A 17502-nucleotide genomic window follows, 5' to 3' on the forward strand; every position below is an offset into this window, starting at 1 on the left:
GCATGCCTAGTGAACTCCACATCTCCAGCCTGTTCATCCAGCATCGGATTGAGGCACTGTCGGGCCTTCGCAAATTCATCGAGGCACGTCCCGAACTCGAGCTCGCTCTCAACGAAGGTATCCGCAGCATAGTGCTCTGCGAGACCGACGACCAGCGCGCCCTGATGGACCACATCGACGCCATGCGAGGCATGGCGGGCGTGTTGAATGTATCGCTGATCTACCACCATGCTGAACCCCGCGACGCCCTGGAACAGCCGATCGCGGTGGTCCGAACAGAAGGCATGTCCGCATGAACACGCTGACGCGACGCGATTTCATCAAGCAGACCGCGCTGGCGACAGCGGCCACCGCGGCAGGACTTTCGCTTCCGGGTGCGGCCAGCAACGTCATCCTCGAGGGCGATCAGACCCAGTTGAAATGGGACAAGGCGCCGTGCCGTTTCTGCGGCACCGGATGTGGTGTGAATGTCGCCGTGAAGGATGGCCGCGTCGTCGCTACGCACGGCGATGTTCACGCCGAGGTCAACCGCGGCATCAATTGCATCAAAGGATACTTCCTGTCGAAGATCATGTACGGCAGCGATCGACTGACCCAACCGTTACTGCGCAAGCGAAATGGCGTCTATGCCAAGGACGGAGAGTTCGAGGCCGTATCGTGGGATGAAGCGTTCGACGTCATGGCGGCGCAGTTCAAGCAGGTGCTGAAAGACAAGGGACCGCAGGCGGTCGGCATGTTCGGCTCGGGGCAATGGACCGTCTTCGAAGGCTATGCGGCAAACAAGCTGATGAAGGCGGGCTTCCGCAGTAATCATCTCGATCCGAATGCGCGCCATTGCATGGCTTCGGCCGTCCAGGGATTCATGCGCACGTTTGGCATGGATGAGCCCATGGGCTGCTACAACGACATCGAGGCCGCCGACGCCTTCGTGCTTTGGGGCTCGAACATGGCGGAGATGCATCCCATCCTGTGGACGCGTGTCACCGACCGGCGGCTTTCCCATCCACACGTAAGGGTTGCGGTGCTATCGACCTTCGAGCACCGCAGTTTTGAGCTGGCAGATATTCCTATCGTCTTCCATCCGCAGACCGACTTGGTCATTCTCAACTACATCGCCAACCACATCATCCAGACCGGCAAGGTCAACAGGGATTTCGTCGACAAACACACTACGTTTAGGCAAGGCGTGGCCGACATCGGTTATGGCCTTCGCCCTGACAATCCATTGGAGGAAAACGCGAAACATGCGGCCGACCCCAATGCTTCCAAGCCCATCGACTTCCAACAATTCGCCGACTTCGTCAAGCCGTACACACTCGAGAAAGCGGTCGATATGACCGGCGTGGATGCGGGCTGGCTGGCAAAGCTAGCCGAACTCTATGCCGACCCATCGATCAAGGTGACCTCGTTCTGGACCATGGGTTTCAATCAGCACACCCGCGGCGTGTGGGCCAACAACATGGTCTACAACATCCATCTGTTGACCGGCAAGATTTCCACCCCCGGCAACAGCCCGTTCTCGTTGACCGGCCAACCTTCCGCTTGCGGCACGGCGCGTGAAGTAGGCACGTTCAGCAATCGGCTGCCGGCTGACATGGTCGTGACCAACCCCGGCCATCGCAAGCACGCCGAGGAAATCTGGAAAGTGCCCCCGGGCACGATCGTCGCCAAGCCCGGCTATCACGCCGTGGAGCAGAATCGCGCGTTACGCGACGGCAAGCTTAATGCGTACTGGGTCATGGCCAATAACAACATGCAGGCCGGCGCCAACATGTTACAGGAGACATACCCCGGGTACCGGCGTCCCGGAAACTTCATCGTGGTATCCGACGTCTATCCCACGGTGACTGCACAGGCCGCAGACCTCATTCTGCCTGCGGCGATGTGGGTCGAGAAGGAGGGAGCCTACGGCAACGCCGAACGGCGCACCCAATTCTGGCACCAGCTGGTCAAGGCGCCGGGCGAGGCCCGGTCAGACCTCTGGCAATTGATGGAATTTTCCAAGCGCTTCACCACGGATGAACTCTGGCCGGCAGACATCCTCGCGGCTAATCCGCAGTTCAAGGGAAAGACCTTGTTTGACGTGCTGTATCGCAACGGCAAGGTCGACCGGTTTCCCGTTTCTGATATCGAACAAGGATACCTGAACGACGAGGCCGCGGCGTTCGGCTTCTATCCCCAGAAGGGATTGTTCGAGGAATACGCCGAGTTCGGCCGCGGCCATGGGCATGACCTGGCTGATTTCGACGCGTATCACAAGGCGAGGGGCATTCGCTGGCCAGTGGTCAACGGCAAGGAAACCCTATGGCGCTACCGGGAAGGCACCGACCCATACGTCAAGGCGGGGACCGGATTCCAGTTTTATGGCAATCCCGACAATCGCGCGGTGATCTGGGCACTGCCGTACGAACCACCCCCGGAATCACCCGACGACGAGTTCGACATGTGGCTGGTGACCGGCCGCGTGCTTGAGCACTGGCACTCGGGCTCGATGACGATGCGCGTACCGGAACTCTACCGTGCGGTACCCGCCGCCATGGTCTTCATGCATCCTGACGACGCCGTGGCGCGTGGCCTCAAGCGCGGCGACGAGGTACGCGTAGTGTCGAGGCGCGGCGAGATGCTGTCGCGCGTGGAAACACGGGGGCGCAATCGCATGCCGCGCGGCGTGATCTTCGTCCCGTGGTTCGACGCGGGGCAGCTCATCAACAAAGTGACGCTCGACGCCACCGACCCGATCTCGAAGCAGACCGACTACAAAAAATGCGCCGTCAAGATCCTGGCCGCCCCGGAGGCGAGCCATGCATAGCAAGTTTCCGGTCTTCGTGGGGGCACTCGTGCTGGTCGTGATCGCGGCGACGACCTTCGTGGTGGGATTTAGCATCGGCAAGAAATCCGACCTGCAATCGGGTACGCCGGCACCGACGTTGGCCAATGCCAGGCCACTGCCACCGGTAACGATCGTGCCGGGCCCTGGCGGTCAACAGATCGATGCGATTCGTCGTGGCGCACCCATCGACCAGGAAATTGAGCCGCCAGCGATGGCAAAGGTGGAGAACACCGACGTCAAGCGCAATCGCGCATACCCGATGCAGCCGCCAACCATTCCGCACAGCATCGACAACTACCAGGTCGACCTGAATTCAAACCGCTGCCTGCTCTGCCATGCGCGTGCCAACGCAGATAAGTTCCAGGCGCCGCCGGTGAGTGTCACGCACTACATGGACCGCGACGACCAGTTCCTGGCGACGATCTCTCCGCGGCGCTATTTCTGCAACCAGTGCCATGTAGTGCAGACCGATGCCAGGCCGCTCGTGGCCAATAATTTCAAGGACATCGATACCGTACTGTCCAGTGAGCGCGAGAAGGCGAACTGACATGTGGCAACGTATCGCTGACTTGCCACTTGTTCGCTGGCTCCTCGCGATGTGGGGTGTGATGCGTCGGCCGAGCGTGCATTACAGCTTGGGTTTCCTCACCCTTGGCGGATTCATCGCCGGCATCATCTTCTGGGGAGCGTTCAACACGGGCCTGGAGGCGACCAACACCGAGGCCTTCTGTACAAGTTGCCATGAGATGCGTGACAACGTATTTGAAGAGCTAAAGACGACCATCCACTACACGAATCGCTCCGGCGTGCGCGCCACGTGCCCGGACTGCCATGTTCCCCACGCGTGGCCGGACAAAATCGCACGCAAGATGCAAGCCTCGAAGGAAGTGTGGGCGAAGGTCTTCGGCACGGTGGATACCCGCGAGAAATTCGTCGATCACCGGCTTGTCCTCGCTGAGCACGAATGGGCGCGCCTTAAGGCCAACGACTCGCTCGAATGCAGGAATTGCCACAGCTTCAACTCGATGGACCTGACTCGCCAGTCACCCCGCGCGGCTCAGATCCACAAGCGATGGCTCGGGACGGGGGAGAAGACCTGCATCGACTGCCATAAAGGCATCGCGCACCATCTGCCCAATATGAAGGACATACCTCAGGGATAGACGGCAGGTGCCCAGGACTCCGGTCGCGCCCGCGCAAGGCAGGTCGCGACCACGTGCGTCACCGGGCGCCGATGCGGTTCGCCATGCGCGCCACCCAGCGATACATGAAGAACACGATCAGCGCGAAAACGATGCCGCCGATCCACTGTGCCTTCTCACCGAAATCCGCACCGACCAGCGCCAGGGGCGCCTGCAGGTTGCTGAAGCCGAGCTTGTCGGCGAACGCCACGATCGCGGCAATCACCACGCCGACGATGCTCTCGCCCACGATCAGGCCCGAAGCCAGCAGCACGCCCAGCTGCTTGGTGCTCTCTGGCCGCGCGGCGCGATCGGCACGGCGGTCGAAGAACCACCCGACCACCGAGCCCACGACCACCATCAGCGTGCTCACGGTGGGCAGGTAGATGCCCAGGCCAACGGCCAGCGGCGGAATACGCGCGCTCTTGGTCGTGCGCGCAAGGATCTCGTCGATGGCGATGATGACAACGCCAATGGCAACGCCGATCTCGATCAGGCTCCAGTCGATGTTGCCGGTGATCACGCCCTGGGCGAGTGCCGAAATCAGGCCGGCCTGCGGTGCCGGCAGTGCGTGCGCACCCGCGCCCGCCACGCCGACGAAGCCGTAAGCCTTGTTGATCAGGTCCAGCACCGGCGGAATGACCGCCGCGCCCGCGACGACGCCGACGACCAGTGCGACCTGCTGACGCCACGGCGTCGCGTCCACCAGCTGGCCGGTCTTGAGATCCTGCAGGTTGTTATTGGCGATCGCCGCGACAGTAAACACCACCGCGGTGATGAACAGCGCGAACGCCACCAGCGCCTTGCCTTCCTCCACGCCGACATACGGCTTGACGAAGGCCACCAGCAACAACGCCGCGGCGATGACCACGAGGATGCCCACGCCGGAGAGCGGGCTGTTCGACGAGCCGATCAGGCCCGCCATATAGCCGCACACGGTCGACACGAAGAAGCCCATCAACACGACGAAGGCCACGCCACCGATGGCCAGCACGCCGAGGTGGTCGCCCAGGCCGGCCGTGTTGGCGAAGTAACCCAGCAACCAGGCGATCGGAACGAAACAGGCCAGGGTCACCAGGCCCACGATGCCGATGGGGATATCGCGCTCGGTGCGCGGCAGCGTGTGGGCATCGCCGGCCTTGCGCACCTTGTTGGCCGCCATGGCCGAGGTCAGGCCGGTAATCACCGGCTTGACCAGCTTGGCCAGCGTCCAGATCGCCGACACGCCAATCGCGCCCGCGCCGACGAAGCGCACCTTGTGGCTCCAGGTCGCATTGGCGAGATCGGCCACCGGCTGCGACACGTCGCCAAGCATGGAGAAGTGCGGCACGCCCCAGCCCCAGCCGATGATCGCGCCGACCAGCATGGCGATGCCCACCGATATGCCCACGAGGTGGCCAATGGCGAACAACGCGAAGGAAAGGCTGAAGTCGAAGCCGCTGACGCCGCCGCGGTCATTGACGCGGAAATAGCGGACGAAGTCGCTGGCGAACACCTGCGTGGCGACGACCACGGCAAACGCGGCCGACACGATCGAACCCCACAGCACGGCAAACAGGCCTGCCCGGCCCTCTTCGACGCTGCTGGCGTCGGCATCAGCGCCACTGCCCACCTTCAGCACTTCCGCGCAGGCGAGGCCTTCGGGATACGGCAGGTCCGAATTGGTGACCAGCGCACGGCGCAGCGGGATCGAATACATGACGCCCAGCACGCCACCCAGCGCGCACACGGCGAACGACGTCCAGAACGGGAAATCCGCCCACCAGCCGATCATGATCATGCCGGGCAGCACGAAGATGATCGAGGACAAGGTGCCCGCCGCCGAAGCGATGGTCTGCACCACGTTGTTTTCCTGGATGGTGGAATCCTTGAACCCGCGCAGCAGGGCCATGGAAATGACCGCCGCCGGGATAGAGGTGGCGAAGGTCAGGCCGGCCTTGAGGCCGAAGAACACGTTGGCGGCGGTGAACACCACGGTGATGATCACGCCCAGGATGAGGCCGCGGACGGTCAGCTCCTTGCGATTTTCGGTCTGAAGATTGCCGCTCACGAAAGGCTTCCGGTCATGTGATGATCCCCTGGGGTGCTCCCCGCCTCGGATGGCGGGCCAGGCCGTAGGGTTGCCGGATTCGGCGAGAATCGCAACGTGTCGATTTGCGCAGGGCTTGTTCGACGTCTGAATGTGGCACCTTCCGCCACCCTGGAGAGAACGCAATGAAGGCCAGCAATCGCCGTATCTTCCCCCACCGTGGCCGCGCACTGGCCATGCTCTGGATCGCCTCCCTCCTGGGCGGTTCCATCGCCACTCCCGCCCATGCGCAGGGCGCCGACCACATGGCGCCCATCGACGCCTACCTGATGGACCGCAACGCGGAAATCGCCCTGGCCCGCAGCGCCGCACCGGCGTCGATCGCGAAGGACGCCACCGTCCTGGTCCTCACCCGGACGGGCTACGAAACGGCGGTGAAGGGGACCAATGGCTTCGTCTGCTACGTGGGCCGGGGCTTCGGCGGGGCGCCCGACTGGCCGGAGCGCTGGGAGCCCAAAATCCGTGCCGCGGCCTGCGATAACCCGCCGGCGGTGCCCACGATGACCGCCCTCCTCAAGCTACGCACGGCGCTCACGCTGGCGGGCAAGACGGATGCGCAGGTCATGGACCGCATCAAGGCCGCCCTGAAGTCGAAGGAAATCCCGCCGCTGGGCGCCGGCGCCATGTGCTACATGATGTCGAAAGACGCGTACCTCTCCGCCCAGGGCGAACACAACATGGCCCACGTCATGTTCTACGCACCGTTCAAGGACGGTACGTACTGGGGCGCGAATCTCCCGGGCTCACCGGTGATGGGCGGCAATTACTGGTACCTGCTGCCCGGCCACGAGGCGGACATTGCCAGCCTGCCGCCGATCTCGGTCTTTCTCGTCGCGACGGGAACGTACTCCGACGGCAGTGCTGCAGCGCCGCATGCGATGTAAGCGCGGAGGTCCGGGTTGCCCCTGGCTGGCCCGGACCTCTGCCTGATGCCACCGGTTATTTCGCGGGCTTCCGGAACCGGAGCATGAACCGGTCCGTCTTTCCCTTCACGGACGGATCGAACACCTTCAGCGAATGATCGTCTGCCGCATTCGCGAGCAACGAAGATTCCTGGTCGAGGACGAAGCCGGCTTTCTCAACCTCCGCCTTGACCGTGGCGGGTTCGATACGGTGCAGGTCCTCGGTGTTCTTCAGGCCCTGCCCTTTCGCCGCGGCGTGGTCGACGATCACGTAATAACCACCCGGCTTCAGCAGCTTGAAGACCGCCTGATTGAAGCCATCGACGCTCGCGCCCTTCATGAAGCTATCGTGGAAGTCGTGGTAGTTCTCGAAGGTCCAGATCACATCGAACTTGTTGAACATGTCCGGTGGCGGCTGCTGGGCTAGCGGATCCGAAATGGCTTGCACGTTGCCATAGCCTGGCTCGGCCGCCATGGCCTTGGCGATCGCCAGCGGGTCGCTCTTGAACTCGGTGATCTCGGCGGGGACATAGGCGTAGACCTTGCCCTTGGCGCCGACGATCGGCGAGAACAGCCGGCTCCAGTAGCCGCCGCCCGGCCAGACATCCATGACCGTGTCGCCGGCCTTCACCTTCGAGAACGCCAGGAGCTCCGCCGGGTGCCTGACGGCATCCTGCTCGGTGTCCTTGGCCGGACGATGCGAATCGGCGACCGCTGCCGCGATGGCGGGGCTGGCGGCGGGTGGTGGTGCTGCCAGGGCAGCCGCGGAGGAAAGGACAACCGCGGCGATGGCCACGGCGAGGACGGTGGACTTCATGGCTGCCTTCCCTAGGGCACCGGGCCCTGTGACATGCGGAAGCCCGAGCCTAATCCGCCGGCGGCCCCGCCGCCATATGCCCCTCGTCCCGCCTAGTCGGTCACGCCAACGATCACCGAGGCGGCATCGAAGATCGCCAGTACCGGCATCCCTTCGGCCAGGCCGAGCGCTTCAGCGCTCTCCTTCGTGATGATCGCGGCGATCGTGCCGCCACCATCGAGCGCCACGGTGATTTCGGAATTCACCGCGCCCGGATGAACCTGCGCGACCTTGCCCGGGAGCTGGTTCGATGCGGAGACCCGGCCTTCGCCAGGTACGCCGAGGATCACCCAGCTCGCCTTGATCAGCGCGACCACGGGACGCCCCGTGGCGAGGGCGAGCGCGTCGGTGCTTTCGCGGGTGACCGTGGCGATGATCCGCGCGCCACCCGTCGTTGCGATCGTGATGATGTCGTTGACCGCGCCTTTCTGGACCTGTTCGACGGTTCCGGCGAGCTGGTTGCGTGCACTGGTTCGCATGGTGAGGCGCCTCAACAGGTGGATGTCATCGGTGGCGTCGCCGCCGAGCGATGCGAGCTGCTCGACGAAGATCCGGTGGGCCGATTCGATGCTTTGGAAGGATGCGATCAGGCGCTCGGCGCGAGCGGTCAGCGTCGCGCCGCCCCCGCCCTTGCCGCCCGTGGAACGCAGGACCAGCGGCTCGCCGGCGAGGTTGTTCATCGCCTCGACCGCATCCCAGGCGCCCTTGTAGCTCATGCCAACGGCCTTGGCGGCGGCGCTGATCGAGCCGGTCTGGCCGATCTGCACCAGCAGGGCGACGCGATCGGCGCCTCCCCAGCGCTTCGCACCATCGGATAACCAGAGGGAACCTTCGTACTGGAGCATCGTTTCACCGGCCGATCGAGTGCGGCCAGTCTAGCGCCCGGAAACGGCTGGCGGCCGCCCTGGAAAGCCGATTCATCCAAGTCGCTCGTAATATAGTGCGTTATATAGCGCCTACCGGACGACCGTCCGGACCGTGGACTCCCCGGGGGACAATATGCGCCGAGCACCGTTGGTCGCCAGCATCTGGCTATGCCTTGCCACGTGGACCGCCGCGGCCCAGGAGACACCCACGCCACCTGCCGACAAGGACCAGGCGACCACGCTGGACCACGTGACCGTTACCGCCCGCCAGCGCGAGGAAGACCTCCAGAAGGTGCCGATCGCCGTGTCGGTGGTGAACGGTGAATGGCTTGATCGCTCGTACACGGTCAACACGCAGCAGCTCAGCCTGCTGGTCCCAGCCCTGTATTACAACTCGGCCAATCCCCGGAACACGGCGTACACGATCCGCGGTCTTGGATCGAACACGCTCTCCGTCAGCGCGGCGAACGATGGCATCGAACCCGGCGTCGGTTTCTACATCGATGGCGTCTATCACGGCCGGCCCGCGACCGCCGCGTTCGACTTCACCGATATCGAGCGGATCGAGGTGCTGCGCGGACCGCAGGGCACGCTGTTCGGCAAGAACACCACGGCCGGCGCGATCAACATCACCAGCCGCGCGCCCACCTTCACCCCGGAAGGCAATGGCGAGCTGTCGTATGGGCAGAACGGGTATCTGCAGGCCAAGGGCACGATTTCCGGTCCCCTGACCGACACGCTGGCGGGTCGGTTTTCTGCGCAGTTCACCGAGCGCGATGGTGTCCTGTACAACGTTCGCACCGGCAAGGACGAAAACGAACTCAACAATTACGCCGTACGCGGGCAGTTGCTGTTCAAACCGGATGACAGCCTGAATATCCGGCTGATCGGCGACGTATCGAACCTCGATTCCGATTGCTGCACACAGAATTACCTCCGGGTCGGGCGCAGCCTGCGCGGCGCGGCGCGCCAGTTCCCGGGGCTTTCGGCAAATCTCCCCGCGCACGGCTTTCCCGCGTATTCACCGCCCAGCCGCGATGTCTACGACCGGCTGACGGACATCGACGCCCCCTTGCACATCGATACGCAGGATGGTGGTGTGTCACTCAATGCCGATTGGAACCTGGACGCGGTCACGCTCACCTCGATCAGCGCGTGGCGCTACTGGAAATGGGACGTCGCGAACGACCGTGATTACACCGGCATCCCCATCCAGACCGTGCAGCGGATTCCTTCGCGGCAGGATCAGTACAGCCAGGAGTTCCGCGTCGCATCGAACGGCGATGGCCCTTTCAGCTACGTCGGCGGCCTGTACTTCTACACGCAGGAAATCAATGGCAAGCCGATCAGCGTGTATGGCCCTGCAGCAGCCTACTGGCTCATCAGCACCACCTCGTTCCCCGGCATGCCGGATAACCTCGCCGACGGCTATGGCCAGTACGGTGACTCGCATTTCCGCATGAAGAGTTACGCGGCCTTTGGCGAGGTGAACTACAAGTTCACCGATCGGCTAATCGGTACCGTGGGCCTTCGTTACACCTATGAAGACAAGAATGGCGCATATTCGACGACCGTTTCGGGCGGTGCACCGACCACTCCGGGTAGCGTGCAGGATAATGCCAAGCTCTCACTGTTCCGGCCGCAGAGCTACCGGGCGTCGGATAACGGCGGCAATCCTTCTGGCCGCGTCAATCTTTCGTACCAGTTCACTGACAACATCATGGGCTACGGCAGTTTCGCCTATGGGTACAAATCGGGCGGCCTGAACATGTCGGGCCTTCCGCTGGATGCTTCGAACAACCCGGCGCTGGCAACGGCAGTCATCAAGGACGAAACCAATACAACGTGGGAAGCCGGCCTGAAGACGTCGTGGTGGGAGGGTCGCTCCACGCTGAACCTGGCGGCGTATCGCACCGAGGTACGCAATTACCAGGCGAACGTCACCTCCAGCGTCGAGACGGCGGCGCTCCGCACCTATCCCTCAAACATCCCGAAGGTGCGGGTCCAGGGTGTCGAGGGTGATTTCGCGGCGCTGCTGTTCAAGGGCTTCACGCTGCGGGCGTCGTTTGCCTATGCCAATGGCAAGTACACCGATTACCCGAAAGGGCCCTGCCCGCTGGAGTGGCAGAATCCGAACGCCGCTGGCGGTTGCCAGCCGCTCAATGCGCCGGCCAATCTCGCCATCAAGACATCCAACCCGCGCGGCAACCCGACCACGCCTGGCGCCTATGTGCTGACGGGGTTGCCGCTCGCCGGCCTGTCGAAGTGGGCCGGCTCCCTCGGCGCCGACTACGAGTGGCCTTTTGGCACGAGCGCCCTGCTCGCCCATGTCGACGTCAGCGCGCGTAGCGACTACAACAGCGACACCACGAATTCGATCTACACGCGGATCGCCGGCTACGCGGTGACGAATGCGAGCATCGGCTATCGCTTCGATGACCATTGGGAAGTCGACGTGTTCGCGCGGAACCTGTTCAACCGGGACTACATCACCGCGCTCACCATCCAGACCGGTAATTCAGGCCTGATCCTTGGCCAGCCGAGCGATCCAAGGATGGTGGGGGTTACGTTACGTGCGAGTTTCTGAGAACACCTGACGCGAGACATCAGAAGCGGTAGCTGACCTTCAGGGCCCCGGTCTTCGAATCGAAGTGGCTGGCGAATTCGCCGGTGTATTCCAGCCGCACATCCCATCGGTCTTCAAACCGCCAGTCCAGGCCGGCCGTCGTTTTCAACCGGCTTTGCGGCAGATCGCTCTTGACGTTGAACCACCCTGCCCCAGCGGCATCCTCCGCGAACTGCATGGAGGCGCCAAGGTTACCCTTGCTGTAGAACGAACCGCCCAAGCCGGCGTACAACTGAAGGGACGTGTCGTTATCGAACGCGAACTTGCTGCCGGCCTCAAGCATCGGCGACGCACTGAGGATATTGCTGCTCGAGCCGGCAACCCGCAGGTCCAGGCTTCCAGCACCACGCTCCGTGTAGCTCGCGGAGTCGAGATGGGTAGCGTGCAGATCGATATAGGGCTTAAGGTACGCGTGGTCAAAGGCGATCTGGTCGCTCACTCGCGAGTGGATACCCCAGTGGCTCACGTCGAACGAGCCGCGCGCGGTTCCACCCAGGGCGCCCAGCTGGACGCTGCGGCGCGAGTCATACGACATCCTCCCGCCGTCCACTCCCATGGACACGAGCCATGAACCCATCTGGTGCTTGCCGATGAGGCCCGCCGTCCAGCCGTTGCCGTTGACGGAACTGTGGACGCTGCGAGTGGCCAGGCTGCTGTTGTCGGCCGATGCCGACGCCCCGACGAACCAGTCGGTTGCGACCTCGCGCTGGCCACCCAACTGGTACGACTGTCCATTCTGGTGGTAGCCGACACTATTGCTACCGGAATCGCGATCGCCGCTGCCCGCGATTACCCGGCCCCAGAAGCAATCGTGCTCGTGCTGGAACTGCGCCCCATCGTCGAAGCGCGGGCAGCTGTTCATCCGCTCGACGAAGGCGTTACCGGCCACTACATGTGCCACGGCGGCGGCCTGGGCGCCTTCGCTCTGCATCTGCGAAAGCGCGTTGCCATAGGACGTCGGGTCGACAGATGCCGCGTTGAGCGCTGCGAGCGCCGTGGCGGACGATGCGGACAACGTGTCGTTCTGGAAGTTGGTCTGCAGGCTCTGCGCCAGGGCCTGCTGGTTGGATGAGAGGCCAGCGACCTGCGCCTGCTGCACGAGCCGTGGCGTCGGCGCAACTTCCAGCGAGAGCATGGGGTCGAGCAACCACGTGTAGTTGAACAGGTAGTTGGGTGTGTCGATGACGGTGAGCTGGCTGTTCGTCGTCAGGTCCATGACATTCCCGACAACGGGCATCGCCGCGTTGCTGAGGGTATCCGGCTTCACGAGGATGGTGCTCCCTGAAAGGTAAGCGGCCGTGGGAACGAGCGACGTTGCTTCGCGATTGAAGAAGTCGACCGCGACCTTGATCGTGCCGTTGTTGTGCAGGGTACCGTCGATCACGCTCGCCACCGGCGCATAGGCCGCGGCGCCATTCACGTCGATCATGCCGGTATTGTCGATGTCGCCGATCGAGCTGAAGTTCGAGGTACCCCAGTAGCCCGCATTTTCCATCGCACCGCCGCTGCCCAGGTCAAGGTTGCCCCGGATCTGACCCGAAGCACTATTCTGGACACCGGAATACGAATCCAGCGACGCGATGGCGTAGGTACCTGCGATGGACCCATTGGGATTGGAAACCCAGATCGAACCGGAGTTATAGACCAGTCCATCACCGTTGGTATTGCCACCGCGAAGCATGATGGCCGGAGCGGTGGCGTTACCCTCGATGACGCCGCCCAGCTCATTCATGATCACGACTTGCGCCTTCTGGCTCTGCCCCTGCGAATCGACATAGATCGCGCTTGAGCCGCTCCCCGAAGCCTGGACGAGCCCGCTGTTAGTGATGTTGATCGTACCCGCGCTCCCAGCGCCTCCCACGTAGCCCATGTACGCCTGCCCGCCCGACATGGCCCACAGCCCACCGCCGCCGCCGGCGCTCTGCGCGAAGATGGCATGCGCATTGGCGCCCGAGGTCACGATGGAGCCGCTGTTCTGGATGGTGATGTTGCCACCTGTCCCGAAGCGGGTGTTGCCTGCATCGCCATAGAATGAATGATCGAACAAACCCGTGGTCGTGGTCGTCGCAAGGTCACCGCCCAGGATGCCACCACCGCCGATGGTCTGGGCGAGGATGCCGTAAGCACCGTCGCCCGTCGTGCTGATCGAGCCGGCGAGAGTGAGGGCAAGATCGCCGCCGTTACCGGCCATCACCGGCTTGTTGAACGGACCGACGCCCGCCGCGAGGCTGATCCCGGCGACCCAACCGCCACCGCCGCCGATGCTTTGCGCGAGGACACCATGGGAATCACGCCCCGTCGTCGCCACGGTGGTATTCGCGGAGGTATTGACCGTGACGCTGCCACCGCTTCCGCACGCGTCGCTGTAATAGCCGCCCGTCATCGCGCACACGCTTAGTGGGGTATTGGTATTCCCGGACGCGTTGCTTCCCACCACCACCGTATTGAGGCTACCGGTCGGATCGGCGAGCGGATTGGTCACACCGGAGGAGGCGCCGTTCGTGTTCACCGCGCTGCCCGTGGTCTGCATGACCACCGCGTTGCCACCGGCACCGCCGATGCTCTGCGCCACGATACCAACCGCGTCGTTGCCCCAGGTATTGATCGTGGCGGCGGCGCCCGTCGAGGTGTTGTTGACCGTGATATTGCCGCCATCACCGGTCGAGCTGATCTGGCCGCCGAGGGTGATCTGGATCGGCTTGCTGCCGACGCCGTAGTTGCTCGCCGTGACGATGCTTTCGCCGCCGCCCGCGCCGACGCTTTGGGCGAAGATGCCGAAGCCGGCATCGCCGCTCGTCCCGATAACGCCGTTATTGGTCACCGTCACGTCGCCGCCGTTGCCGGTGTTGTCGGCATTGCCGCCGATCTTGCTGACCACGCCCTGGGTGTTGCCGGAGCTGTCCTTCAGCTTGTCCACGGCGGTCGCGCCGGCCTGGCCACCACCAGCACCCACGCTCTGTGCCAGGATGCCCGGCGATGCGGCACCGAACACCTGGATGATGCCTGTGTTCGTCGCGGTGACCTGGCCGCCGTCGCCCTTCGTCAGCGGGCCGCCGTCGCTGCCACCACTGCTGCCGCCGCCGAGGAACAGCGCGACGCTGGTCGTCGCGCCCGTGGCATCGGAAGGCGTCGCAATGGGATGCGCCGCCGCATAGGCGAGGTAATCCCGCGCCCACAGTTCCAGTGTGGTGTCATCGGTGTTCCATGCACCCGCCTGCCAGGCAAGGGCGCCACCGTACGTTCCGAGCAGGCCCGCGAGCACGGAGCTCTGGCCCAGGTAGTCGGAAAGCTGCCCGGCGGAGCCTGGCAAGCCCGCCGTGCTTCCCGAGCCTCCCTTGCCGCCACCGCCGCCGACGGACTGGGCATAGATACCCGCCGCATCGCCACCAGCCGTCACGATGATGCCGCTGTTCGTCGCGTTCACAGCGCCACCATTGCCGGGGCTGCCGACGCTGCTCGATACCGTCACGGTCTGGCTTAGCTTCCCGCTCGATCCTTTCGCGGTGCCACCCGTGCCGAGTCCGCCGCCGTTGCCGATGCTCTGCGCGAAGATGCCGTTACCGCTATCGCCGATGGTGAGGATGCGACCCTCATTGCTCGCGGTGACCGTGCCGCCGTCGGAGCCGTTGCCGCCCTTGCCGCCTAGCGACATGGTGTAGCTGCCGCTCCCGTTGCCGGTCTTGCCAAGCGTGTAGGTATCGTCCTTGCCGGTGCCACCCGTGCCGCCGCCACCGCCGACGCTCGAGGCCAGGATGCCGTTCGCACTGTCGCCGGCAGTCCAGATCAGCGCGCCCGCAGAGTTATCCGCCGTCACGTTGCCGGCCGTGCCGCCGCCGGCACCAGATCCACCGAGAGCCACGGTCACATCGATCGACGTGGCCTTGCCGATGAGCAGCGTGTCCGCACTGGAGTCACCGCCGTTGCCGCCGCCACCACTAACGCTCTGGGCAAGGATGCCGTGCGCCGCCGCGCCGCTCGTCATGATCAGTTGCTGGTTGTATGCGAAGACGTTGCCGCTCGCGGCACCATCGCCACCATTGCCACCGATCGCCGCGTTGATCTCGATATTGGGAACATCGGGCGCGAGGAACTGCAATGCATCGCTCTTCGTCATGCCGCCGTTGCCGCCACCCCCGGCCACGCTCTGTGCAAGCATGCCCCATGCATCACTGCCCGAGGTAAGGATCTGCCCGGCGTTGGTCGCATAGACGTCACCGGATGTGCCACCTTTGCCACCGGTGCCGCCCACCGAAACGTTGACGTTCACCAGCGAGCTAGCCGACATGGCCGTCGCCGAACCACCATCGCCACCGCCGCCACCGACGGCCTGCGCGACGAGTCCCTTCGCGTGATTGCCGCCCGTCAAGGCGATGCCGCTGTTATACGCCGTGACCTGCGTGGTTCCTGGCGTGCCCGCGTCACCGCCGGTGCCACCAGCACCACCTACCGCGTACGTAAACACGCCGGCGTCGCTGTTCTGTGCCGAGCCGCCGGTGCCGCCACCGCCGCCGATGCTTTGTGCCACCAGCGCGCTCGCATGCGTACCACCCGTGATGATGACCTGGCCGGGTTCAGCCGGCGAGCCGTCGACGCGCACCGGATAGCCGTTGTACAGCGTCACTACGCCACCGGAACCGCCCGTTTCGCCATTACCGCCGATGCTTACGCCGGCGAACACCGAGCCACCCTGCACGGAGCCACCCGCACCGCCACCGCCACCGATGCTCTGGGCCGCTACGCCGATCGAGTCATCACCGAACGTGCTCAGCACCGAGTTCGGCACCGTGCCGACGCGCTCCCACAGACCCACATCAACTTCACCGCCATTGCCGCCCGCGCCGCCGCTGCCGCCATGCTGCGAGAACATGCCGCCGGCTGTCGATCCGTTGCCACCGGCGCCGCCAATGCTTTGAGCGAGGACGCCCGCGGCCGCGTAGCCCTTCGTCGCGATGTCGGTGCTGGATACCGCCACCTGCACGAGGCCACCATCGCCAGCCGCGCCGCCCGGGCCGGCCTTGCCGGCCGTGCCGTCACCCGTACCACCGTTTCCGCCGACACCACCGGCGCTGAGCGCCTGGATGCCTGCCGCCATCAAGGCGGCCTGCGCGACGTTCCCGTCCGCGTCGACCGGAATGACCGCGCCACTCGCGGCGGATGCCGCGCCCATGGCTGAAATATGCGATACCACCGTACTGTTGTATTCGCCAATGATCAGGTTGACGAACCCACCCTCGCCGCCCGTACCCCCAGGGCCACCCTTGCCTTCGGCGGTGTAGGAGTTGGCACCCGTGCCATCGCCGCCTTGCCCGCCCTGGCTCGCCGCGACAATCGCGGAGCCCTGCGAAAGCACATCACCGGCGTAGAGGTAATAGGTGACGTTGCCGCCCGATCCGCCCGCCGAGCCGGCCGGTCCGGTCTGGTCAAAGGCACCCTGGCGGATGTTCGTGGGCTGACCACCTGCGCCACCGGTGGACGTGAGCCACACTGCCGTCGCGCCGGGCACGCTGCCGTTCCACCCGTTGCTGCTCAGCACCGAGCCGTATTGATTGAAGGTGACCGCCTGGCCATTGCCGCCCGCACCCGGTTGGCCGGGTGTCGCATCTTCCTCGCTCAGTCCACCGGGCGCCCCGCCGGCGCCGCCCGTGCTGTAGAGCCACACCGCGGGGGCAGTGCCGGTGCTGTTGACGCCACTACCAGCATCAAGCGTGAGGGTGACATTGCTTGCCGCGCCGCCGGTGCCACCATTGCCACTCGTGTCAGTGCCATCGACACCCGTGCCGCCGGCTCCACCTACCGTGCCGATCTCGATCGATGGCGCGACCTGGCCGTTGGTCAGTTCGATATCGACCGCATCGGGCGTCACGCCCGTCCCGCTACTCTGATCGGGCGCCGCGGCACCCGTCTGCACCTTGTTGACTGCAGGAAGCGTTGGCGCGGGGAGGCTCGACTGCGCAGAAGCGGTGCCATCGGCAAAGGCCGCCGCGACGAGGCAGAACGTCAGCGCGCGGGCCAGGGGACGGCGCGGAGGAAGTACGGTCGGGAGCGAGCGTGGGGCCATGACGCGACCTGCTGAGTGTGTGCGAGAGGCGCCATCCTGAGACGACGCGCTCCAGCACACTTCTCATATCGGTCGACGCTTTCCTGATTCGCCC

10 protein-coding genes are annotated in these 17502 nt (G+C 64.4%); 6 read left to right on the plus strand and 4 right to left on the minus strand.

Annotated elements, in window-relative coordinates; translation table 11 throughout:
• Positions 1–2 precede the first annotated feature (2 nt).
• The 4 genes from ACZ6YI_RS08815 to ACZ6YI_RS08830 are packed head-to-tail and all read left to right on the plus strand — an operon-like array spanning position 3 to position 3993.
• A complete protein-coding gene (locus tag ACZ6YI_RS08815) occupies positions 3–296 on the plus strand; it encodes a chaperone NapD (protein ID WP_465778311.1) in 294 nt (97 codons plus the stop codon).
• Positions 293–2809 carry a periplasmic nitrate reductase subunit alpha gene (gene napA, locus ACZ6YI_RS08820; RefSeq protein ID WP_465778312.1) on the plus strand — a complete coding sequence of 839 codons (2517 nt, stop codon included), beginning with the start codon at positions 293–295 and terminating at the stop codon, positions 2807–2809. Before ACZ6YI_RS08815 ends, napA begins: the two co-directional genes overlap by 4 nt.
• Entirely contained in the window at positions 2802–3377 is a 576-nt protein-coding gene (locus ACZ6YI_RS08825; protein WP_465778313.1) for a nitrate reductase cytochrome c-type subunit, read from the plus strand. The genes napA and ACZ6YI_RS08825 overlap by 8 nt, the downstream gene beginning before the upstream one ends.
• A gap of 1 nt (position 3378) precedes the next feature.
• Positions 3379–3993: a cytochrome c3 family protein gene (locus tag ACZ6YI_RS08830; RefSeq protein ID WP_465778314.1), complete on the plus strand. Its 615-nt coding sequence runs from the start codon at positions 3379–3381 to the stop codon at positions 3991–3993.
• A 58-nt stretch (positions 3994–4051) separates the two neighbouring features.
• On the opposite strand, the gene ACZ6YI_RS08835 is transcribed toward ACZ6YI_RS08830, so the two are convergent.
• The gene (locus ACZ6YI_RS08835) at positions 4052–6061 is read right to left on the minus strand and encodes an OPT family oligopeptide transporter (protein ID WP_465778315.1); all 2010 of its coding nucleotides are present in this window, start codon (positions 6059–6061) and stop codon (positions 4052–4054) included.
• Between the two features lie 164 nt (positions 6062–6225).
• On the opposite strand from ACZ6YI_RS08835, the gene ACZ6YI_RS08840 reads away from it, so the two are divergent.
• On the plus strand, positions 6226–6984 hold the full coding sequence (locus ACZ6YI_RS08840; protein WP_465778316.1) for a hypothetical protein: 759 nt from the start codon (positions 6226–6228) through the stop codon (positions 6982–6984).
• 55 nt (positions 6985–7039) lie between these two features.
• Here ACZ6YI_RS08840 and ACZ6YI_RS08845 read toward each other — a convergent pair whose 3' ends face one another.
• Together ACZ6YI_RS08845 and ACZ6YI_RS08850 are read right to left on the minus strand one after the other, a co-directional pair.
• Positions 7040–7819, minus strand: a complete 780-nt coding sequence (locus tag ACZ6YI_RS08845; RefSeq protein WP_465778317.1) for a class I SAM-dependent methyltransferase — start codon at positions 7817–7819, stop codon at positions 7040–7042.
• Between the two features lie 92 nt (positions 7820–7911).
• Positions 7912–8703 carry a TOBE domain-containing protein gene (locus ACZ6YI_RS08850; protein ID WP_465778318.1) on the minus strand — a complete coding sequence of 264 codons (792 nt, stop codon included), beginning with the start codon at positions 8701–8703 and terminating at the stop codon, positions 7912–7914.
• A gap of 154 nt (positions 8704–8857) precedes the next feature.
• Between ACZ6YI_RS08850 and ACZ6YI_RS08855 the strand changes: the two genes are divergently transcribed.
• On the plus strand, positions 8858–11311 hold the full coding sequence (locus tag ACZ6YI_RS08855) for a TonB-dependent receptor (RefSeq protein ID WP_465778319.1): 2454 nt from the start codon (positions 8858–8860) through the stop codon (positions 11309–11311).
• A 19-nt stretch (positions 11312–11330) separates the two neighbouring features.
• Here ACZ6YI_RS08855 and ACZ6YI_RS08860 read toward each other — a convergent pair whose 3' ends face one another.
• Positions 11331–17408, minus strand: a complete 6078-nt coding sequence (locus ACZ6YI_RS08860; RefSeq protein ID WP_465778320.1) for a hypothetical protein — start codon at positions 17406–17408, stop codon at positions 11331–11333.
• Positions 17409–17502: the final 94 nt, after the last annotated feature.

The sequence above is a fragment of the Luteibacter sp. NPDC104163 genome (assembly GCF_055584245.1).